The 20609-nt window shown below is 57.0% G+C and carries 27 protein-coding genes and 1 pseudogene; 25 read left to right on the plus strand and 3 right to left on the minus strand.

The genetic code is table 11. The features are described 5' to 3' along the window. The 7 genes and pseudogenes from AC57B1_RS00615 to AC57B1_RS00645 form a co-directional block, all read left to right on the plus strand. A pseudogene (locus AC57B1_RS00615) lies at positions 1–112 on the plus strand (IS5/IS1182 family transposase); the annotation flags it as partial. Positions 113–121: 9 nt separating this feature from the next. Continuing rightward, complete coding sequence (locus AC57B1_RS00620) at positions 122–802, plus strand: hypothetical protein (RefSeq protein WP_496416266.1); 681 nt, start codon at positions 122–124, stop codon at positions 800–802. Positions 803–946: 144 nt separating this feature from the next. Then, positions 947–1183: a helix-turn-helix transcriptional regulator gene (locus tag AC57B1_RS00625; protein WP_496416267.1), complete on the plus strand. Its 237-nt coding sequence runs from the start codon at positions 947–949 to the stop codon at positions 1181–1183. Positions 1184–1191: 8 nt separating this feature from the next. Continuing rightward, positions 1192–1491, plus strand: a complete 300-nt coding sequence (locus AC57B1_RS00630; RefSeq protein ID WP_496416268.1) for a hypothetical protein — start codon at positions 1192–1194, stop codon at positions 1489–1491. Continuing rightward, the gene (locus tag AC57B1_RS00635) at positions 1491–2330 is read left to right on the plus strand and encodes a DUF1376 domain-containing protein (RefSeq protein WP_496416269.1); all 840 of its coding nucleotides are present in this window, start codon (positions 1491–1493) and stop codon (positions 2328–2330) included. Before AC57B1_RS00630 ends, AC57B1_RS00635 begins: the two co-directional genes overlap by 1 nt. 362 nt (positions 2331–2692) lie before the next feature. Beyond that, positions 2693–4027 carry a DnaB-like helicase C-terminal domain-containing protein gene (locus AC57B1_RS00640; RefSeq protein ID WP_496416270.1) on the plus strand — a complete coding sequence of 445 codons (1335 nt, stop codon included), beginning with the start codon at positions 2693–2695 and terminating at the stop codon, positions 4025–4027. A gap of 12 nt (positions 4028–4039) precedes the next feature. After that, on the plus strand, positions 4040–4612 hold the full coding sequence (locus AC57B1_RS00645) for a hypothetical protein (protein ID WP_496416271.1): 573 nt from the start codon (positions 4040–4042) through the stop codon (positions 4610–4612). 8 nt (positions 4613–4620) lie between these two features. Here AC57B1_RS00645 and AC57B1_RS00650 read toward each other — a convergent pair whose 3' ends face one another. Further along, entirely contained in the window at positions 4621–5268 is a 648-nt protein-coding gene (locus tag AC57B1_RS00650; protein ID WP_496416272.1) for a hypothetical protein, read from the minus strand. Positions 5269–5417: 149 nt separating this feature from the next. On the opposite strand from AC57B1_RS00650, the gene AC57B1_RS00655 reads away from it, so the two are divergent. Further along, a complete protein-coding gene (locus AC57B1_RS00655) occupies positions 5418–5855 on the plus strand; it encodes a hypothetical protein (protein ID WP_496416273.1) in 438 nt (145 codons plus the stop codon). An 88-nt stretch (positions 5856–5943) separates the two neighbouring features. Here the strand turns inward: AC57B1_RS00655 and AC57B1_RS00660 are convergent, their stop codons facing one another. Next, on the minus strand, positions 5944–6444 hold the full coding sequence (locus AC57B1_RS00660; protein ID WP_496416274.1) for a hypothetical protein: 501 nt from the start codon (positions 6442–6444) through the stop codon (positions 5944–5946). A gap of 275 nt (positions 6445–6719) precedes the next feature. On the opposite strand from AC57B1_RS00660, the gene AC57B1_RS00665 reads away from it, so the two are divergent. The 17 genes from AC57B1_RS00665 (at position 6720) to AC57B1_RS00745 (ending at position 19540) form a co-directional block, all read left to right on the plus strand. Further along, positions 6720–7103 (plus strand): hypothetical protein, encoded by a 384-nt coding sequence (locus AC57B1_RS00665; RefSeq protein ID WP_496416275.1) that lies wholly within the window; start codon positions 6720–6722, stop codon positions 7101–7103. Beyond that, positions 7103–7540 carry a terminase gene (locus AC57B1_RS00670; protein ID WP_496416276.1) on the plus strand — a complete coding sequence of 146 codons (438 nt, stop codon included), beginning with the start codon at positions 7103–7105 and terminating at the stop codon, positions 7538–7540. Before AC57B1_RS00665 ends, AC57B1_RS00670 begins: the two co-directional genes overlap by 1 nt. Next, positions 7537–8883, plus strand: a complete 1347-nt coding sequence (locus AC57B1_RS00675) for a phage terminase large subunit (RefSeq protein WP_496416277.1) — start codon at positions 7537–7539, stop codon at positions 8881–8883. Before AC57B1_RS00670 ends, AC57B1_RS00675 begins: the two co-directional genes overlap by 4 nt. Positions 8884–8885: 2 nt before the next feature. Further along, complete coding sequence (locus AC57B1_RS00680; protein WP_496416278.1) at positions 8886–9050, plus strand: hypothetical protein; 165 nt, start codon at positions 8886–8888, stop codon at positions 9048–9050. A 2-nt stretch (positions 9051–9052) separates the two neighbouring features. Next, positions 9053–11194, plus strand: a complete 2142-nt coding sequence (locus AC57B1_RS00685; protein ID WP_496416279.1) for a portal protein — start codon at positions 9053–9055, stop codon at positions 11192–11194. Next, positions 11195–11512, plus strand: coding sequence for a hypothetical protein (locus tag AC57B1_RS00690; protein WP_496416280.1), 318 nt, complete (start codon positions 11195–11197; stop codon positions 11510–11512). Positions 11513–11637: 125 nt separating this feature from the next. Then, complete coding sequence (locus AC57B1_RS00695) at positions 11638–12000, plus strand: HNH endonuclease signature motif containing protein (protein ID WP_496416348.1); 363 nt, start codon at positions 11638–11640, stop codon at positions 11998–12000. Between the two features lie 39 nt (positions 12001–12039). Further along, positions 12040–12777 (plus strand): hypothetical protein, encoded by a 738-nt coding sequence (locus AC57B1_RS00700; protein WP_496416281.1) that lies wholly within the window; start codon positions 12040–12042, stop codon positions 12775–12777. Between the two features lie 9 nt (positions 12778–12786). Continuing rightward, positions 12787–13989, plus strand: a complete 1203-nt coding sequence (locus tag AC57B1_RS00705) for a P22 phage major capsid protein family protein (RefSeq protein ID WP_496416282.1) — start codon at positions 12787–12789, stop codon at positions 13987–13989. A gap of 124 nt (positions 13990–14113) precedes the next feature. Further along, entirely contained in the window at positions 14114–14656 is a 543-nt protein-coding gene (locus AC57B1_RS00710; protein WP_496416283.1) for an HNH endonuclease signature motif containing protein, read from the plus strand. Positions 14657–14759: 103 nt separating this feature from the next. Continuing rightward, the gene (locus AC57B1_RS00715; RefSeq protein ID WP_496416284.1) at positions 14760–15101 is read left to right on the plus strand and encodes a hypothetical protein; all 342 of its coding nucleotides are present in this window, start codon (positions 14760–14762) and stop codon (positions 15099–15101) included. Next, positions 15098–17122 carry a right-handed parallel beta-helix repeat-containing protein gene (locus tag AC57B1_RS00720; RefSeq protein WP_496416285.1) on the plus strand — a complete coding sequence of 675 codons (2025 nt, stop codon included), beginning with the start codon at positions 15098–15100 and terminating at the stop codon, positions 17120–17122. Before AC57B1_RS00715 ends, AC57B1_RS00720 begins: the two co-directional genes overlap by 4 nt. 26 nt (positions 17123–17148) lie before the next feature. Further along, entirely contained in the window at positions 17149–17340 is a 192-nt protein-coding gene (locus tag AC57B1_RS00725; RefSeq protein WP_496416286.1) for a hypothetical protein, read from the plus strand. Further along, on the plus strand, positions 17324–17806 hold the full coding sequence (locus AC57B1_RS00730) for a glycoside hydrolase family 108 protein (RefSeq protein WP_496416287.1): 483 nt from the start codon (positions 17324–17326) through the stop codon (positions 17804–17806). Before AC57B1_RS00725 ends, AC57B1_RS00730 begins: the two co-directional genes overlap by 17 nt. Before the next feature lie 89 nt (positions 17807–17895). Next, entirely contained in the window at positions 17896–18366 is a 471-nt protein-coding gene (locus AC57B1_RS00735) for a hypothetical protein (RefSeq protein ID WP_496416288.1), read from the plus strand. After that, on the plus strand, positions 18363–18605 hold the full coding sequence (locus tag AC57B1_RS00740) for a hypothetical protein (RefSeq protein ID WP_496416289.1): 243 nt from the start codon (positions 18363–18365) through the stop codon (positions 18603–18605). Before AC57B1_RS00735 ends, AC57B1_RS00740 begins: the two co-directional genes overlap by 4 nt. Positions 18606–18607: 2 nt before the next feature. Continuing rightward, positions 18608–19540 carry a hypothetical protein gene (locus AC57B1_RS00745; RefSeq protein WP_496416290.1) on the plus strand — a complete coding sequence of 311 codons (933 nt, stop codon included), beginning with the start codon at positions 18608–18610 and terminating at the stop codon, positions 19538–19540. On the opposite strand, the gene AC57B1_RS00750 is transcribed toward AC57B1_RS00745, so the two are convergent. Continuing rightward, positions 19537–20442, minus strand: coding sequence for a class I SAM-dependent methyltransferase (locus tag AC57B1_RS00750; RefSeq protein WP_496416291.1), 906 nt, complete (start codon positions 20440–20442; stop codon positions 19537–19539). The genes AC57B1_RS00745 and AC57B1_RS00750 overlap by 4 nt on opposite strands. Positions 20443–20609 lie beyond the last annotated feature (167 nt).

A 20609-nucleotide genomic window follows, 5' to 3' on the forward strand; every position in this document is an offset into this window, starting at 1 on the left:
CCGTCTCGCACGTGATTATGAACGGCTGCCCGAAACCCTTGCAGGACTTCATTTCGTGGTCTTCGCAATGCTCATGCTCGTTCACGCAGTGCCAGTACTTCAAAGTGCCTAACACGCTCTAGTGTCGGTTCAACATGACTTCTTCAATGAGTATGCCGATCCTCTGGCTTCAGCCATCGACTCCGCCAGCCGCTTCGTCTTTGAAGGTTTGCCTTTATACCGAAAGCAAGAAGTAGAAGAAGGATTCGAGCAGCTCGCGTTTGATGACCCGATTTTCATGTATGTGTATAAAAAGGGCGAATATTTTGAGTCAGGCCCGACGGTGCACGTGCCGGACTGGGTCGATGGGTTGTACTTTAAAGACAGTGACTGGGCGCTTCACGAAGCGTTCTTCTCGGGAAGCGGAGAACTCTCGGACGGTGAGCGCGATCTTCGCCGAAGCGCTCTGCGTAGCAGGTTGGGGTTGCAGGACGGCGTCGGCTCACCGACAAAAAATACAGCTGACACGACGGCTCTCACCGGCGAAATTGATCGGCTCAAAGCGGAATTGGACGAAGCGAACGCAAAAGCCGCATCGCTGCAATCGGAAGCGCTGAAAGGAAAAGCTCGAACAACAGCGCTGAAGCTGATCGGCGGCCTTGCGATGGTCGGCGCTGAACTCGATATTCATAGCGGTAAGATTGAAGGCATTACTGACGTTCTCCGCGATCTTTCTCTGAAGGGCGTCAACGTGACTGACGACACGTTGCGGGACTATCTCAAGGACGCAGCCAGCGTCATCGGCAAGCCGAATTCTAGATAATCACGTGCCGAAATTGTGGTCCGATACCCGATTTCGGCCTTAGATATGTAGAAATCGGGTAGTGAGTCAGAATTTCGGGATTGCTCCTAATAATCTTCAATAACCTCTAGCCATACACAACGTTTCCCAAATTCGGAGAACAGTATGGCTAGTCCCTCCCAAGCCGCTACCGCGGCACAAACGCTTCCGCTGGTCGGGCAGTCCCGTTGGGCGCAGCTCGAACCGTTCCTGCCTGTCTGTCGCGAGACTTGGCGCACGATGTGTCGGGAAGGCCGCGCGCCGGCCCCGATTCGCCTGAGCGAACGCTGCACTGTCTGGGACAACACCCAGATCCATCGGTGGCTCGCTGATCCACTCGGCTATACCTCGAACGCTTCCTGAGGCGCGCCATGACGACCGCCCAGGGACGCGCCATCCGTTCGCGCCACGCTGCTCATCGGCAGCGCAATATCGGCTCAATCCGACTTCACTCATGGTCGGTCCGGGCCTCTCTCGCTGAAGCGCCTTTGATCGGCCGCCCGCTCGTCGACCACGCCCGTGAGCTGCGCATCCACGCGCTCGGCGATCTGATGTGTGCGGCGAAGACGAAGCCATTTCGGGCCGTTTGCTGGCGCCTGATGCGTGCTGAGATCCTTGCTCGCAGCGAGGCGCAGATTAGCCTTCTGGAAAGCGTGCGGCGGCTTTCGTGATGGCCGATTTACCCCAACCGCTGACGCCGACGGACTGCGATCTGCGCGACTTCACATTTATGCCCCTCGACGTCGTGCGCCTGCGTGACAGCGAAATTGCGGTCGTGTCTGAAGGCGACGAATTCCGTTGTGCGGTTTTGCTCTGGTGTGCGTCGTGGCATCAGGTCCCAGCGGCCTCGGTTCCTGACGACGATGTCGTTCTCGCTCAGTTGGCAGGCTTCGGTCGAGTAATTCGTGAATGGAAGAAGGTCCGCGACGGTGCGTTGCGTGGCTGGATTAAGTGCGTCGATGGGCGTTTGTATCACCCGGTCGTCGCAGAGAAGGCAAAGGAAGCGTGGTCTGGGCGCGTCGCTTACCGAGAGAAGAAAGAGGCGGACCGTCTGCGGAAAGCCGCCGCACGTGCAGCACAGAAGGCGCAGGACGAAGCTTACCTGTCCTCGCAAAATCCGTCGGACAACTCTAGCTTGTCCAGTGGACAACATGATTATGTCCAGCGGACGTCCGAAGAACGTCCAGCGGAAAAGGCTCTGAAAGAGACAGTAGAGAGGGAGAGGGACAGTGGAGAGGGACAGTTAACTACAAACCCTACAAGAGCTAACGCTCTTGCCGCTGACGCGTCGCCCGATCCGAAATCGATGATCTGGAAAATCGGCGTGCGGTTGCTGACGACAGCGGGCAGCAGCGAAAGCAGCGCCCGATCGTTCCTCGGACAGCACGCGAAAGCTGGCGAATCAAAGTTGGCTGAGGTGATCGGTTATCTGGCAGCGAATCCGAAGATTGAGCCCAAGGCGTACATCGCAAAGGCGATGGCGCCCGAGAAGCAGGAGCTGGCATTTTGAAAACTCTCATTGACTATGGCATCGACGTGACTGGCAAGCACGGCGAGGAAGTCAAGACCACGTGTCCGCAATGCTCGTCATCGCGAAAAAAGAAAAACTATCCGTGCCTGAACGTGAACACCGAAAAGGGCGTCTGGAATTGCTGGCATTGCGGATGGTCGGGCACGCTTCAGGGAGGCGAATGGCAAAAGCCCGAACTGCGCAAGGTCTACTCGAAACCGGCATTCGTGCCGGCAGCTGTGCCTAGCGACGGACTTGAATCGTGGTTTGCGAAGCGCGGCATCGGCGCTGAAGTACTCAAGCGCAACCGGATCTCAAGCGGCACCGAGTATTTTCCGCAAGTCGAGGAAGAGCGGAATTGCATGATGTTCCCGTACTACCGCAGCACGGACGTCGTGAACATCAAGTACCGCACGCGTGACAAACTTTTCCGCATGGCAGCCGGCGCCGAACGAATTCTCTACGGCGTGAACGACATTAACCCGGAAATCCTTGTTTGGGTCGAGGGCGAAATCGACAAGTTGTCGGTGGAGATGACCGGCATTCTCAGTTGCGTCTCGGTGCCGGACGGCGCGCCGGCGCCCGATTCGAAGTCCTACAGCAACAAGTTTGATTTTCTCAACGACTCCGCATTGACGCCGGTCAAGCTGCACGTCATCGCAGTCGATGCGGACGCGCCCGGCGCACGGTTGCAGGACGAATTGGTGCGGCGCCTTGGCCGCCACAAGTGCCAAGTGGTGGTCTGGCCGGAGGACTGCAAAGACGCAAACGATGTTCTGCTCAAGCACGGTGCCGACGTTCTGGGTGGATGCATTGAAAGTGCCCGTTGGCTGCCAATCGAAGGGACGTACCAGGTCGATGACTTCCGCGCGTCGTTGCGCGAGCGTTTCGCATACGGCGCACCCAAAGGCGCTTCGACAGGCTGGAAGTCCATGGACCCGTTCTACAACGTCATGACCGGCGAATGGACGCTCGTCACTGGGATACCTGGCTCTGGCAAGAGCGAATGGCTCGATGCGCTAACCGTGAATCTTGCAAAGGAGCATGGCTGGACGTTTGGCATCTTCTCGCCGGAAAACCAACCGCTCGAATACCACGTCGACAAGATCGTCGAGAAGTACGTCGGCAAACCGGTCGAGCAAGGTGCGACCGAGCGCATGACGGTGCAAGAGCATGAAGACGCTATGGATTGGGTTCGAGACCACTACACATTCATCCTTCCCGAATTGCCAACTGTCGACGGGTTGCTTGAGACGGCACAGGCCCTAGTGCTCAGCCGTGGTATCCGAGGTCTCGTCATCGACCCATGGAACGAGATCGATCATTCCCGAGCTGCTGCCATCAGCGAGACCGAGCATATCTCGCAATGCCTCTCGAAGATTCGACAGTTCGCACGTAACAACGGCATGCACGTGTGGGTAGTTGCGCACCCGCGGATCTTGCGTAAGGAGGATGGGAAGTACCCGGTCCCCACGCCTTATGACGTAGCCGGCTCAGCCCATTGGCGCAACAAGGCGGACAACTGCATCACGGTGCACTGGGACCAGGTCAAGGGCGGCGAAACCGTTCAGGTTCACGTCCAGAAGATTCGGAAGAAGCAGAACGGCCGCATCGGCATGGTTGAACTCCGATACAACAAGGTCGTCGGCCAGTACTCGTGTGAACCCAACTATTACCCACTGAGCGCGCGGCGCTGAAGGAGTCTTGCAATGAACCGTATAGAAGGTGTTGTGTCGGTGGACTGGAACATCGTGATGAAGCTTTTCGACTATCAGTTCGAGCGCGTTGGTGGGTGCATGCCAGTGGAGGACCAGACCGCGGCCATCGCGAGGAATTACGCGACGCTGCAACGACAGATTGATGACGGGCTTTGCGAATGGCGGTGCATTGATCCATACGACATAGCGGATTGGGCCTCGGTTCTGACTCCCGTCGAATTCGGCGCATGGCAGGACATACGTTCGGAAGGTCTGCCGCTATGGCCGCGGTTGCCCGTTGGCGACATGGTCGTGAGTTTCGGAAATCCGGCGCTGAAGGTCGCGCTGCAATGTGGTGACGATGAAGAGTCGGCGCGCGTCGCTCATTGGCTATCGCAAACCGGATGGCGCGTGTTCCGGGCGACTGCGGCGCAGTGCACCCGGGTCATGGAGACGCCCGCCGACGTTCGCGAGCGAACCGGCAATGTCAGCGATGCTTACCGGGCCCGTTACCTGGCCCAGACGCTCGCTGGGACGGTTCAGGATCTGCGCCATGCATTGATCGCCGCGGGAGTGCAGTTGTGAACGCCTCACTACTTCACGCCTGGGCCACCGATTTTAATTTTCGACGCCGCGTTGCATACGTTGACGGCAGGTTGAAGTGTGTCGAGCACGCCTTTGCTCAGCCCGGCCACCGCGCTGCTGCGCGTTCGACGCTCGTCGGCAAGATCCGGCCTCTGCGTGAAAATCGCGCCAGCATGTTCGAGCAATTGCAGCGCCAACTTTATCTGAGCAAATCCCGACGCAATCCGCTCAGCGCAATCATCGGGAAGGGGTGCGACCGACCGAATCGTTTCAAAGGATGGTTCGCTCTGAACAATCTCACGCATAACGTCAACAAGCATGAGGTATTCATGAGCCTTGGGATCCGCTTCGAGAAAAGTATCAAGCGTCGTGCAAACATTTCGAATTTTATTTATTTGAAATGCCAGAAGCGGTGCAAGTTGAGCGGCTGCAAGTCTTGCTCGAATGTTCTGATCGCGCGTCTTTTCACGGGATGTCTTAAAGGCAACGAAGAGCGCGACCATGGTGGCCGCGACCGTGCCAAGCGCACTGAGCACCGTCCAGAGATCGGGGCCACCTTCTTTGCGCGTGGTATTCCAACCAATCTGGAAGATCGCCTCCAATGCCAACAGTGCCGCGCATGCAAGCAGCGCGTCCCATGCGAAACCACGTTTCATAAATTTCCCCGTTATGTCTTGTCGCGGGAGATTCTGCCACGGCGCGCTAAGTTTATTGGTTCTCACCACCACTACGCGCGCGTGCGCGCGAGCCTTAAGTCATCAACGCGCATGCTGCGGCGCTTTGGACATTGATCGGGGAACACAAAATGGAAAAGTTCGACAAACAGACAATCGATGAGCAGGCGGAGCGGTGGGTGTGGTGGTGTAACACACGGCGCTATTTTGCGCCAGCCGTAAAGTCCAATATCCTTGCTCGTCTGCAACCTCGTCGGTTGCGCAGTTGCGAACCGGATGCCTTCATGGATGCGGAGATGCCGTACTTCAATATGGCGGTACACGCCCTGTGCGAGCAGCCTGAGCATAAGGTCGAGGCCGCCTGTTTCGTCGGCGTGCATTGGTACAACGTCAACATCAAGGAGCTAGCCCGGGAGCAGGCATGCGCGCGCGGCACCGTCTACAACCGTGCGCGTGCGTTTGCGAAACGTGCCGAGCTACTCTCGCGCACCATACGGCGAGTTCACGAATCAATGACGGCCGAGAAGTGTTCAAATTTAATTGATCAAAATAGTTCGTGCATCGATTGAACACTTCATCTTAAAATCCGCAGTTATTAGTCAGTCTCCCTTATTGCCTACAAAGCCCGCAAAGCGAAAGTCGAGCGGACTTTTTTGTTTAGTGTTTGCACGTGGACAGTTGATCTTGAATTTTGTCTCGACGCTCAGCAAGGGCCTCACGCTGTCCTGGCCACGACCCGTTCATCGTAAGTTCGATCGACTCGATCTGACGTTCCATGAAGGCGCATGGGTCCAACTGTTTCAATTGTTCCTTTAGAGTAACGTTGTCGGCAGCGATTTGCTGTGCGCTTGCGTTCAGTGAGGCATATGATTCGCGCCATTTTCCTATTTGATCTTGGGCGTCTTTCAGCCGCGCCTCACTGATGGTCGCAGCGGACGTTTGCTTTGAAAAATTGTCCCGCAACTCGTTTATTTGGGCTTGGTATTTCTCGCCTCCTGCGTCGATTCCGGTAGTGCGACCAAATTGATACGCGACTGTAGCGAGGCCGAAGGCGATCGTAAGCGCAGCCACGGCGCGTTGCCATGTTGAGAAGAGCCCGCCTTTGTCGTTGCCAACTGTGGGTGACGCCCTTTGGGCGGTTGCGCCGTCGTCTGCCATGGAAAATTCCTCCTGTTTTACCGATATGTTTTATCGGCATCCTTCATTTAGAACTTGAGGGCGGAATCACATCTCCTCGATCGAGGTGGCTTTTTCGTTTACCGCCAGTCAGCGCAGGTCGGCTGCGCAGTGTGAGACGGGCTGGCAATTCTTCCGCAAGCCGTGAGTGCGGTAACCGCGGCAGTCTCGGACGTTCTGGAAGTCGTGGGTCTCCGCCGGCATGCCGGAACTCTGCACGACGCGGGCCGCGGCACCTTTAACCCTTGGAGTGAATGATGAGCGATCCGATTGCACAAGCAGCAGAAGCATTGAGCGCCGCGCCGAGTAGCACTGAGCCGCAGGTCGTCCAAGCTGCTGAAGTCCCAAACGTCGATGTCAGCATTGCGCCCGCTGGTGCTGCTACGCCTGCCAGTACCGGCAATGTTCTGGTGAACGAGGCGCCGACAGTTGACGCCCCAAACGTTGCTCCCGCTGCCGACGCTGGCGCGCCCGAGGCTGGCGCTGCTCCTGTCGGTGGTGGTGAAGAACTCCCGCGCGAATCGCACCTGATGCTGCTTGAGGCGAAGATCGCCGGCTTCCGCTCGAAGCTCGCCAATGCTGAACGTGTCGCGCTCGATGAGTTTGAGGCGATCATCGTGCATGTGAAAGCGGTGCTGTAATGGCCGGTCGCCCGAGCAAGTACAAGGCTGAGTACGCCAAGCAGGCGGCGAAGCTGTGTTCGCTCGGCGCGACTGATGCTCAATTGGCCGATTTCTTCGAAGTGGCAATCTCCACGGTTGCTCTGTGGAAGGTCCAGCACCCAGAATTTTCGGACGCCATAAAGGTTCCGAAGGCAGAGGCTGACGAGCGCGTTGAGCAAAGCCTGTTCCGGCGTGCGGTTGGGTATGAGCATGATGAGGTGGATATTCGCGTTGTCGGCGGTGAAATCGTCGAGACGCCAATCCGCAAGGTATATCCGCCTGACACCGCTGCCGCAATCTTCTGGCTGAAGAACCGGAAAAAGGAAGAATGGCGCGACAAGCTTGATCATGAGCATACGGGCAAGGATGGTGGCCCGATCGTGGTTGCTGCATCGCCGCTAGACGAGCGCCTGTGAAGCTAAACCCGAAGCAGGAAGCCGCCCAGCACGTGCTTGCTGGCGACGCGACGCACATCATGCTCTTTGGTGGCTCGCGGTCTGGCAAGACGTTCCTGCTGGTGCGCAACGTCATCATGCGCGCACTCAAGGCGCCGGCCAGCCGGCATCTGATCGTTCGTTTCCGCTTCAACCACGTAAAGAATTCGATTGTGCTGGACACCTTCCCGAAGGTGATGCGGCTCGCGTTTCCTGGCGTCAAGTACACGCTGTCCAAGACGGACTGGTATGCCGAGTTCGAGAACGGCGCGCAGATCTGGTTCGGCGGCCTGGACGACAAGGAGCGCACCGAGAAGATTCTCGGGCAGGAATACGTGACGATCTACCTGAACGAGTGCTCGCAGATTCCGTTCGGGTCGGTCGGCATCGCTATCACGCGTCTCGCTCAGAAGGTCGAGCAGGTTATCAAGGGCGGCGTCAGCGGTCTCATGAAACCGCGTATGTATTACGACTGCAATCCGCCGAGCAAGGCGCATTGGGCGTATCAGATATTCGTGCAGAAGCGCGATCCTGACACGCGATTGCCTCTGCCACGCGGTGAGGACTACGCGTATTTCCAGATCAATCCGCAGGACAACGCTGAAAACCTTTCTGAGGGCTATCTCGACACGCTGAAATCGTTGAGTGCGCGCCTCCAGAAGCGCTTTCTTAAGGGCGAGTTTGCGGATGCGACGCCAAACCAGCTATTTGCCGACGAGACGATCGACAAGTGGCGTCATATGGAAGGTGCACTGCCTGACATGGTGCGCGTGGTGGTTGGCGTGGACCCGAGCGGTTCCGGTGATGCGGACAACGCGGACAACGACGCCATCGGCATCTGTGTTGGCGGTCTTGGCATCGATGGCAATGCCTATCTTCTGGAAGACTGCACGGTCAAGGCTGGCCCGGCGACGTGGGGAAAGATCGCCGCGGATGCATACGACCGGCATGCCGCTGATGTTGTCGTTGGCGAGACCAATTACGGCGGCGCAATGGTCCAGCACGTGATCCAGACGGCGCGGCCGCGAACCCATTACAAGCAGGTCACCGCGACGCGCGGCAAAGCAGTACGGGCCGAGCCGTTCTCCGCTCTCTACGAGCAGGGCAAGGTGCGCCATGTCGGCGAGTTCCGCTCGCTTGAGGACGAGCTAACGGCGTTCTCGACGGTTGGCTATATGGGCGAACAGTCGCCGAACCGCGCTGATGCATGGATCTGGGTACTGACCGAACTGTTCCCGGGCCTCGTGCGGGCTCCGAAGAAAGAAGCGAAAGCTAAACCGAGAATCAGACACGCCGGCACGTCCGGCACGGGATGGATGGGATAACGATGGAATACACATTGCGTGCCGTGAACAACGGCTGGATTCTGTCTGTGGCGCCCAATCTCAGTGATAGTGCCGCACCGTTCGGCGAGTTCGTGTTTTCCAATCTCCGCGAAGTTGCAACGTGGCTCGCTGAGCGTCACGGCGAACCGATGCCGCTGGAATACTGAACATGGCGCGCAAACGCAAAACCGACGACGCTGAATCGAGCGGGCTGGACCCGATCGTCAAGGAAGCAAAGGAGCGTTTCGCCCGTTGCGAGGACGCTGAGTCATCGTTCCGCAAGCTGTTCGTCGAGGATATGAAGTTCGCAAACGGCGACCCGGATAACAACTGGCAATGGCCTGATCAGATCCGCCAGTCGCGCGACGGTGATCAGCGGCCGTGCCTGACGATCAATAAGGTGCGCCAGCACAATCTGCAGATCATCAACGACGCGAAGCAGAACAAGCCGAGCATCAAGACTTTGCCGATCGACGGACAGGCTGATGTGCAGATCGCCAAGATTCTTGACGGCATCATGCGTCACGTCGAGTACAACTCGCACGCTGAGATCGCGTATGACACGGCGACTGAGTTTGCGGTTCAGGCTGGCTTGGGCTACTGGCGCGTGATCACTGACTATGCGCATGACGGCTCATTCGAGCAGGAAATCTTCATCCGTCGCGTGAAAGACCCGCTCAGCGTCTATATCGATCCGGACATTCAGTCCGCGGACGGTGCTGATGCGAAGTTCGGCTTCGTGTTTGAAGACGTGCCGAAAGAGGAATACGAGGCTCAGTATCCGGACGACGATCCGGCGAGCGTCACGTTTCCGATGGAATCGACTGGCGATCCGTGGCTGGAGAAAGATCACGTGCGCGTGTGCGAGTACTTCTATCGCGCTGAGAAAAAAGACATGCTGGTCAATCATCCGGTCAAAGGACCGATGAAGCTGTCCGAAGTCGAGGACGAGGAGGAGCGCAAGTCGCTGCTTGACGACGACAGCGTGAAGAAGCGCGAGATCTCCGAGCCGCATTTCAAGTGGTGCAAGATTGCCGGTGACAAGATCATCGACCGCAAGGAATGGCCAGGCCGTTATCTGCCGATCGTGCGCGTGGTCGGAGAGGAAATCACGATCAACGGCAAGGTCGAGCGCAAGGGCCACACGCGCAACATGAAAGACGGCCAGCGCATGTACAACTACATGACATCGGCCAACGTCGAATACATCGCGCTGCAGACCAAGACGCCTTACGTCGCGCCGGCCGAAGCCATCGAAGGCTACGAGGACGAGTGGGCGAACGCGAACAAGGACAACAAGGCGTATCTGCCTTACAACGGGGTCACAGAGGACGGCCGTGAAATTCCCCGCCCGCAGCGCGAGCAGCCACCTGTAGGCGCATCTGCGTATCTACAAGCTATGCAGACGGCGCAGCAAGAGTTGATGATGACCAGCGGCCAGTATCAGGAGCAGTTCGGCGCGCCGTCGAATGCCGATGCTGGGGTTGCCATCGCTGCACGTCAACGCCAGGGCGACAAGGCGACGTATCACTTCATCGACAACGTTGCCCGCGCCATTCGATACACCGGCCGCATTATGGTTGACCTGATCCCGAAGATCTACGACACGCAGCGCGTGGTGCGGATCGTCGGTGAGGATGGCAGCGAGGACTTCGCGCAACTGAACCCGGAGCAGTCGCACGCAGTGGGCACGCCCGATGGTTCGCCTGCTCAGCCCTCCAGCGACATGACGCCGGAGCAGGCCGCCCAACTGATCTACAACCCCGGCATTGGTCGCTATGACGTGACTGTCGAGGTCGGACCGAACTACGAAACGCGCCGCCAGGAAGCGTTCCACGCGCTCACACAGATCATGTCGCAGGATCAGGACCTGATGAAGGTGGCTGGCGATCTGCTGTTCAAGGCCGCGGACTTCCCGATGGCTGATGAAGTCGCCGAGCGTCTGCATCGCACGATCCCGGCTGCAATTCTGGGCGAAGGTCCGAGCCCGCAAGAGCAGGACATGGAGCAGAAGATGCAGCAGATGGGCCAGATGATCGAGCATCTGACTGCTGAGCTTCAAAACGCGCGCGCCGGCCGCGATCAGCAGGAAGTAAACATCAAGAGTTACGACGCGGAAACGAAGCGCTTGCAGGCACTTGGACAACCGCTCGATCCAAACCTCGTCGCTCACGTGGCGACAGGTGTAGTGATGGACATGATGCAGACCGGAGCGCCGGAAGGTAGTGCGCCACCTGATCCAACCCAGCAACAGCAGCAACCCTCCAGCCCGCCGAGCGCGGGCTTTTTAACGCCCGCTCAACCTCAATAGGTGCTCGAAATGGCCGGTTACACAGGAATTCTCCAAGACATCGGCAGCACGACGCCGATCATCGGTATGTACCGCATCCTGCAGACGCTCGCGCCAGTCTCAGTGGCAGCAAACACAAGCGCCGAGCAAACGTTCACCGTCACCGGCCTGGCAGTCGGTGATTCGATCGACGTGAATAAGGCATCGCATCAAGTCGGTCTGTCGATCGGAAATGTGCGCGTCTCCGCGGCAAACACGCTGGCAATCCAGTTCGTGAATACGACCGGCAGCCCAATCGTGCCAACGACCGAGCAATACATCATCGGCGGTCAGCGCTAAGACCCAGCAACACAGCTTTCCCGAAGGCCCGTTTCCAGCAATGGAGCGGGCCTTTTTTCATTCAGGAGAGGAAGTTGAACCAAGAAACATGGCGTCAGGTCGTCGGATTTTAGGGCTTGTATGAGGTGAGTGATATGGGCCGAGTTCGCAGGGATGCTCCGGGACAGGCCACCCGAAGCGGGCGCATCAAATCGCAGGTTATCGACAAGGGAGGCTATTGCCGTGTCGGTCTCTCATCTGGCAACCGGAAAACGAGACTGAAGCGAGTTCATCGGCTCGTCGCAGACGCGTTTGGTCTCGGCCTTAAAGATGGCCTTGAGATCAATCACATCAATGGAATCAAGGACGACAACCGAGTTGTGAATCTGGAGGTTGTCACCCGATCAGAAAACGTGAAGCACGCATATCAGGTGCTCGGCGTAAAGCCGAATGTGCCAGGTGTGTTGCCTGAGCGTGATGAAAAGGGTCGCTTTTTGAAGAACGCGTAGCGGTGCGCCTTCACCGCGCTTAAATCCTTGGATACGTCCATGCAAATCGAAGAGAACGCTTCAACCGAAGTAGAGAACGTCACGCCTACGGCCTCCACGGAACAGGCGCAACAGCCCGCATCAGAAGTCAGCACGGAACCGGGCGCCGGGAAATCCGCAGAGCAGGTCGAGCAGACGCAGCAGGAAAAGCCCAAGAACGATTGGGTCCAACGCCGCATCGACCAGCTCACGCGGGAGAAACACGAGGAAAAGCGGCAGCGTGAAGCACTCGAAGCCCAGTTGCGGCAGTACCAGCAGCCGGCGGAGAACTCGCAGCAGTCCCAACCGCGGCAGATGAGCGCCGACGAAATCCGGGCTGAAGCGAAGCGCCTCATCCAGCAGGAGAAGTTCGACGACGCCTGCAACAAGGTGTTTGACGCCGGCAAGGGCGAGTTCGGCAACGAGTGGGATTCGTCGCTGCGCACGTTCCAGATGCTAGGCGGCGCATCACCTGAGTTTCTGGAAGCCGTCACTGCGATGGATGCCGGTCACAAGGTCTTGCATCACCTTGGGCAGAACCCGGAAGTCGCTGAACGCCTGCTGTCCCTTCCTCCGTTGCGCATGGCGCTTGAACTGGCCCGTCTTGAGACGAGCGTCGGTCAGGCGAAACCCAAACCCGTTTCCAACGCCCCCGCACCGATCAACCCGATCGGCGGACGGTCTGCGGCTGTCGAGCCCGAAGAGTTCGCGACCGCAGCAGAGCAGATCGCGTGGTGGAAGAAACACGGCTCCAAATGAGGCTGAAAAATGGCTAATACCCTTCTTAATACCAGCAAGATTCTCGACAAGTCTCTGATGATCCTTGAAAACAATCTGGCCTTCTCGGGCCGGGTGAACAAGGAATATAGCGACGAATTCGCCGTCAAGGGCGCGAAGATCGGTTCGACGGTGAACGTGCGCAAGCCGGTTCGCTTCGTCGGTACGACCGGCCCCGCGCTTGCGGTGGAAAACGTGGTTGAAACCGTCGTGCCCGTCACGCTCGACACGCAGTTTCACGTTGACTTCACGTTCTCGTCGCAGGAACTGACGCTGAACGTCGATGAGTTCGCCGATCGCTACCTGAAGCCGGCAATGGCGACCATCGCGAATAAGATCGACTTCGACGGTCTCGGTCTGTACACGACTGTCGCCAATCAGGTTGGCACTGCAGGCACCACGCCGAACGACATCGCAACGCTCTTGGCAGCCGGCACGCGTCTGGATCAGGAAGCGACGCCGCGCGATGGACAGCGTACGGTCGTGTGGGATCCGGCTGCAAACGGTTCGATGGTGAAGGCTGCTGCCGGCCTGTTCAACGCTCCGCGCCCGATCAGCGATCAGTACGAAAGCGGCATCTTCGTGCCGGCGCTGGGCTTCGACATCGGCATGGATCAGAACATCCGTCAGGCGACCGCAGGCACGCGTACCAACGGCACCGTCTCGGGCGCAGGTCAGACGGGTAGCACGCTGCTCGTGACCGGCTTGGGCGCTGCTGGAACGGTTGCCGCTGGCGATACGTTCACGATCGCTGGTGTGTTCGCGGTCAACCCGCAATCGCGCCAATCGACTCGCGTGCTGCGCCAGTTCACCGTCACTGCGGCTGCGACCGCTGACGGCTCGGGCAATGCAACGCTGTCGATCTTCCCGGCGATCAACACCGCTGCGTCGAACCAGCAGTACCAGACGGTCTCGGCCGGCCCGGCAAACGCTGCTGTGGTTACGTGGGATGTGGCTGCGAACACGCAGTACACCGTGAATCTGGCGTATCACAAAAACGCCTTCACGCTCGCCACGGCTGACCTGCAGATGCCGGAAGGCGTGGACTTCGCCGGCCGCCGCAATCACAAGGGCATCTCCATGCGGATCGTTCGCCAGTACGCGATCGGCACCGACACGTTCCCTTGTAGAATTGATGTGCTTTATGGTTGGCGACCCATATACCAAGAGCTTGCGTGCAGAATCGCAGGCTAGTGGTATTGTGTAGGAATCCATATAGACCGTATACTAGAGGTTAATTCTCTTGTGTGAGGTCTATATGGACACGTGTTGCATTCAGGATTGCAGCAAGCCGGCCAAGTCTCGACAGATGTGTTCCATGCATCTGAAGAGATTGCGTGATGGTCGGCCTCTAAACGCTCCAGTTCAGCAGCAATATCATGGACTCTCGAAGCAAGAGAGATTCGAGAAACGATTCAAGATCGATGAGTCTGGGTGCTGGATTTGGCAGGCATCGTTGAATAGCAAGGGTTACGGGCAATTCAATCTAAACGGTGACCGCGTTATCCCCGCTCATCGTGCATCGTGGTTCATTTATAAAGGTGAAATACCGGCGAATCCGGATAGCGCCTATAACACGCACTATATTTGCCACAGATGTGACAATCCTTTATGCGTAAATCCTGAGCATTTGTTCCTTGGTTCTCAGCAAGGGAACATGGACGACAAGATGTCGAAAGGCCGACATGGATACGGAATTTCTGTCGGCGAGAAACATGGGAATGCTCGTCTTACCGAAGATCTGGTTCGGGAGATTAGGGCAAGCAGTGAAACGGATGTGCAGTTATCCAAGCGCCTAGGAATATCGCGCGCAAGCATTTACGCAGCGCGGCGACGGCAGACATGGAAACACGTCACCTGAGACGCAAGACAAACAAGCGGGCCCACTTCGGTGGGCCTTTTTCATTTCTGGAGCCGAAATGTTTGGAGTTTGCGGCCCATATATTCCGTTGGAGTTCCTGCTGATGCCTTATACCTACACTGAGTTCCCGAAATGGACTAAGCACACATCAGGGAAAGAACAGATCGTGCATTCGCGCGAGGAACTGGAGGCATTGGGCGAAGGCTGGTCCGATGAAAAGCACAATCCGCCGAAGGTGCATATCGACTCCGAAACGTTTCAGCATTACCCGAAGTGGGTCGGAGACAAGCTGGTGAACAGCGCCGAGGAAGAAGCCGCGCTTGCTCCGGTCGAACCGGAAAGCGACGAGCGCACCATGCTGATCCAGATCGCCGAAGAAAAGGGCGTCAAGATCGACAAGCGCTGGTCGGCTGAGAAGATCCGCGCGGCACTGGAGGCAGCGTGACGACCGGAACCGATCTGATCACGCTCGCGCTGAAGGACATCGGCGCGCTCGGTATCGGCCAGTCTATCTCTGCTGAGGACACCGCCGATGCGCTGGCGACGCTGAATATGATGCTCGGGCAATGGGCCGCAGAGCGTCTGAGCGTCTATCACCTGATCGACACTGCGCATCAGGCGAACGGATCGGTTTCGTACACGGTCTATCGTCAGATCGTCAAGGATGCATCGGGCGTCACGATCTGGGATCAGGTTACGGAAGATTCGAACGCAGGGCTCACGGGCAACATCACGGATGCGAAGTTTGTTGCTGGCGTCGATTTCACGCCAGGAACCACGGTAAGCCTGACATTGCCGGTAGCTCCTGGTGCGTCTACCAACATGTGGACCTTCTTCGATGCAGCGTATCAGGCCGATGACCAGATTCTATCGCTGGTAGGAACGGCGCTTACCTTTGTCTCGCCGATCCCGATTGGCGTGCAAGAAGTGAACATCAAGATCGGTACGACTATCGCGGTCGGAACTCCAGGCTCAGGAACGGTCACTGATGCAACGGTCGCGTCGGGCGCGAATATCGATAGCTCGAAGCTTTCGTTCCTTCAGGAGGGTTCCGGCGCCGTCGCGCGCACCGTGCGGAGCAAGCTTCGGGACTGGCTGAGCGTGGCTGACTTCGGCGCGATCCAGACTGCCACTGACAACGCGACCGCTTTCCAGCTTGCCGCAAACGCCTGCAATGCATTAGGTGGCGGAACGGTATTTGTTCCTGCCGGCACATGGAAAATCGCCTCGACGATTACTACATACCCCAACGTTGAGTTTGTGGGGGCCGGGCAGTTCGCGACGTTCATCGTGCCGACTACGAGCAATATGACGTTGTTTTCTCTTGTGAATTCGGTAGTCACACAGACGTATGTCGCTTTCCGTAATCTGTCGATCGCACCGACCGCCTCAGGCGTTACCGGTATCGCACTAACGCTCTGCAACTTTACTGCAATAGAGAACATCGATTTCATAGGCTGCGTTCAAAACTTCGTCATTGATCGCGGTTATTTCCACACTATCACCAAGATTGTTTCGAACGGCGTTCCGGGTCTTCCAGCTGGATCTGCAACGCTCACCAGTACTGTCGACACAGACTACGTTTTCCATGCAAATATCAGCGACTACAAACTTGTTAACAACAGCAGCGGAACGAATTCGACGGGACTTTATATGCGCCGAGCCATCGACTTCGAAGTCGACAACGTGCAGGCATTTGGCGCTACCACGTGTACGGTTCTATTGATTGAGAACGATAGCCAAGGGGTCAAGATTAAAGGCCTTAATGTGGCTGGCATCGCCGCTGGAATTACACTGCAGCAGGGCGCCGGGGTTGCAGTATTCCCATCGTTTACGAGTGTCTCAGCGAGCGGTATTGACCAGCCGACTGCATTCGGTATGCACATTAACGGCGCAACATATACGACTCTTACGGACGTTATGTTTACTCCAAGCGCATCGTTTACCAATATCCCCGCGTTGTTCATGGAGAACGATCTCAATACGATTGTAAACGGTTGCCAATTCTTCGGTTGGTCTTCCTCTCCGAGTGGTACAGGTATTCAACTCTCAGCATCCAAGAATGCGATTGTTCATAACAACGCATTTGACCAGTGTCACATCGGCGTTGGATATGCCAATACACCGACCGGAATATCGTTAAAGGATAATCAATTTACAAATACGCCGAATCCTATAGCTGGGAGTTTTACTGGTTCCAATAACCGTATAGGACCTAGTCAGAACGGTTTGTCTCCGAGTTCATTTGTTACGCCGGTTCCGACATTCCCTGCGTCCGGTACTCCATTCACCAATACGACTGCGTTCAGTTGCCGGGTGTTCATCAGCGGCGGTGCATTCACAGCCATAAGTCTTGCTGGCGTTTCAATGACTGCTATAGGGTCCTGGTTTGGCGAAGTCCAGCCAGGAGAGTCAATTACGATCACGTATACGTCTCTTCCGGCCTGGTCATGGGTCGGCAAATAAGAAATTCACTACGGGGGTTTGTGCAAATGGAACATTACAAGGAAGCCGCTGTTGCAGCAGCTAAAGCATCGCCCGCGTGGCTGGGTGTCTACATCACGCATGCAGCGGATAGCATCACGATTTCAGGCGTCGCGGCTGTTGCAGCAACCATCTATAGCGTCGTGCAGACCTATATCTCGATCCAGCGTTATCGGAGGGGAAATGAGCAATTTCGATGACGCTTTCACAGCCTTGATTGGCAATGAGGGCGGCTATTCAAATAACCCCGCTGATCCGGGCGGTGAAACCATGTGGGGGATCACTGCTCGCGTCGCGCGCGGCTGGGGCTATACCGGCGACATGAAAGACCTGCCGCTCGATACCGCAAAAGCCATAGCGAAGAAATTCTATTGGGATCCGTACCAATGCGACCAGTTCGACCCACGCATCGGCTTTCAGGTGTTTGATGCGGCCTACAACGGCGGTCATCCGGCTCAGTGGTTGCAGCAAGCAGCCGGCGTCACTGCTGATGGTGTGATTGGCGCGATCACGGCGGCGGCGGTGCGCGCGGCCGATCCACTGAAGATCGTCATCCTATTCAACGCCTCGCGCATTGCCTATTACACGAGCCTTGGCACATGGGAAAACTTCGGCCGTGGCTGGTCGAATCGAATCGCCAGCAACCTTCGGAGGGCCGTGGCATGAGTGCATGGATATCAGCATTGAACGTCGTCAAGACACTCGCGCCAACCTTAGCCACAGCTTTAGGTGGACCGCTCGCTGGCGGGGCTGTGATGGCCTTGGAAAGCGTATTTGGCATTACGCCTAAGCCTGACGCTTCGACGGATGACCGTCAATCGACGCTCGCCGCGGCCATCAGCGGCGCCACGCCTGAGCAATTGGCCGCGATGCGCGCCAAAGACCAGGACTACGCACTTGCGATGGCTCAGGCCGGTTTCAAGGATACCGAGACGCTCGCATCGCTTGCCGTGCAGGATCGGGCCAGTGCGCGTGCGATGCAGATCAGCACCAAGAGCCTGACCGCACCGTTCCTCGCGATGTTCGTCACGTTTGGCTTCTTCGGCGTGCTGGGAATCATGATGTTCTGCACGCTGCCGCAAGCCACGCATGACGCGTTGATGTTGATGCTCGGTTCGCTCGGCACAGCGTGGACGGGCGTCATCGCTTACTACTTTGGCAGCTCAGCGGGTAGCGATAGGAAAACGGAGTTGCTTGCTCAATCCACGCCGGGGGCGCCGCAATGAACCTCATCAAAAACTATCTGCTGAACATCCTGAAATGGATCGACATCGGCGTGAACGTCATCTTCCTGTTTGGCGCGAGCAACGAAACCATCAGCGAGAGATCGGCCAAGGCCCGCAATGCTGGGCGCAAGTGGGGTTGTTTGCTTTGTGGGCTGCTTGACCAGGTTAATCCTGGGCACTGTGATAACGCGCTTACGTCAACCATCGGCGGCGACGCCATCATTCCTGACGGGAAATAACCATGAAACGACTGCTTACCCTTCTGGCGCTCGCATGCGCCGCGGCCACCACCTTCGGGGCAACTCTCAACCCGATTCAGTTGCTCAATCCTGCCGGCTCTACTTCGGGTCAGGCGATCGTCTCGACTGGCGCATCAAGCGCGCCGGCGTGGGGCAACGTCACCGCAACCTCATTGGCCGCGCAGGCAGCGAACACGGTTGTGGCTAACGTCACAGGCTCGTCTGCCAGCCCAACCGCAGCAGCAGTTCCCAATTGTTCAGGCACTTCGTCTGCATTGACCTATACAGGAGGATCAGGTTTCAGCTGTAATGCCACCATCAATGCACTGACTTTGGGAGGCGCCACCTTTGCATCGCCTGGTCCTATCGGCTCGACGTCGACCAGCAGCGGGGCATTCTCGTCGGTTAGCACGCCATCTGCGACTATCGGAGGCGGCACGATCAACAATACAGCTATTGGCGGTTCGTCGGCCTCGTCCGGCGCCTTCACGACGCTGAGCGCAAGCGGTAACGATGCGCTTCTATACACAAACACGAGCGGCCAATCGATCCCGAACAATGCGAACACGACAGTCACCACGTGGACAAAGACCTTCGATCGCGTCAATACGAACTTCAACGCATCGACGGGCATCTTTACGGCACCGGCAACCGGATTCTATCGCGTCGATGCCCAGGTGATGTTCAACAGCTCGACGACGGCCGTCGGCAATGACTATTCGCTTTCGGTCTTGGCGAACGGTGTCACGATCGCGATCGGCGACAGTCGCGCGGAATCGACCTCATCGATTTTCCGATCAATACAGGTTCACACTGTGGCGTCGCTTACGGCAGGGCAGACGATAGGCATACAGGCATTCCAGAGTACGGGAGTAGCCCTGACACTTTCAACGGCAGCCGGATTCTCATATCTGTCAATCCAGCGAGTTCCTTAAACAGGCTTCTGAAGCACGACCCAGAAATCGTTATGGTTCCTCCTGGTTTCATAGCAGCGTATGCACTGAAAATCGATATAGTTCATGCGCCACAATGTACCCAGGATCTGAAGCGTCGAAGCAGGCGTGAAGTACCACGAATGGACATCGACATATCCACCCTTGGCACGTTCGAATACGTCGATGGCCGTTTTTATGCGGCCATCAAGATCGTCGAACTGCTCGCCGTGATCACCGCTCCAATGCCGGAAGTGATCATTGTGCGCAGATAGCGCCAGGTGTTCTATTACTGACCGAAGGGAGTGCGTGGTACGGCCAGAATGATGCGCATCCAGCACTCCTGCTATCGTGCTTTCGGCCGTGAAGTGGTCATGACAGTAGCGCTTGTCTGGCACGAGGGCTAGGTAACAGCCACCTGGTTTCAAGGCAGTCGACACGTCCCTCAAATGCTTCACAAGATCTGGCTGGTGTTCCAGACAGTAGCTGCTGATAGCGAAATCAAACTGCTCGTCGACAATGCTCAGATCACCGTTTGGTGAGACGAAGTGGATATGCGGCGGTTCGGCGTCAGCATATCCGAGCGATCTGGCACGCTTAAGAAGATCGGCTTGAGATAGAACGTCGAAATACTTGACTCGCTCGCCTCGAAGAACGGGCGAGAAGAACGGTCCGATTTCAAGCGTCGATGCAGTTTTTGGAATCAGCCCAACAAAATCCTGACGGCTGCCAATCGAATTCGGCTGACGACCTTCGTGCACGCCGTACTGCGCATAGTGAGCTTGCGCCTGCGCGCTGCTCATCTGGCGCAGGTATTCATATGCCTGTCGGTAGAACGTCGCATCAAACTCTTCCGGGAAGTCAGCGCGCATAAGCGCTTCCGTTGGGAACTCTCGGGATTTCATGTCTATCTCTCTCATTTTATTTCTGTTTGTGCGAGAGATGTTACCCGGATTTCCAAAATGCGCAGGCGATAAGGATTTAGTCGTTTACCCTTGATTATGCTCAGTGTTTGGGCCGGCATGTGGGAGGCGCCATGCTGTTCAAAACACTGCGTAAGTGATTTTCCGTT

It is taken from the genome of Paraburkholderia sp. BGA-UO-ETr-F21 (genome assembly GCF_059567925.1).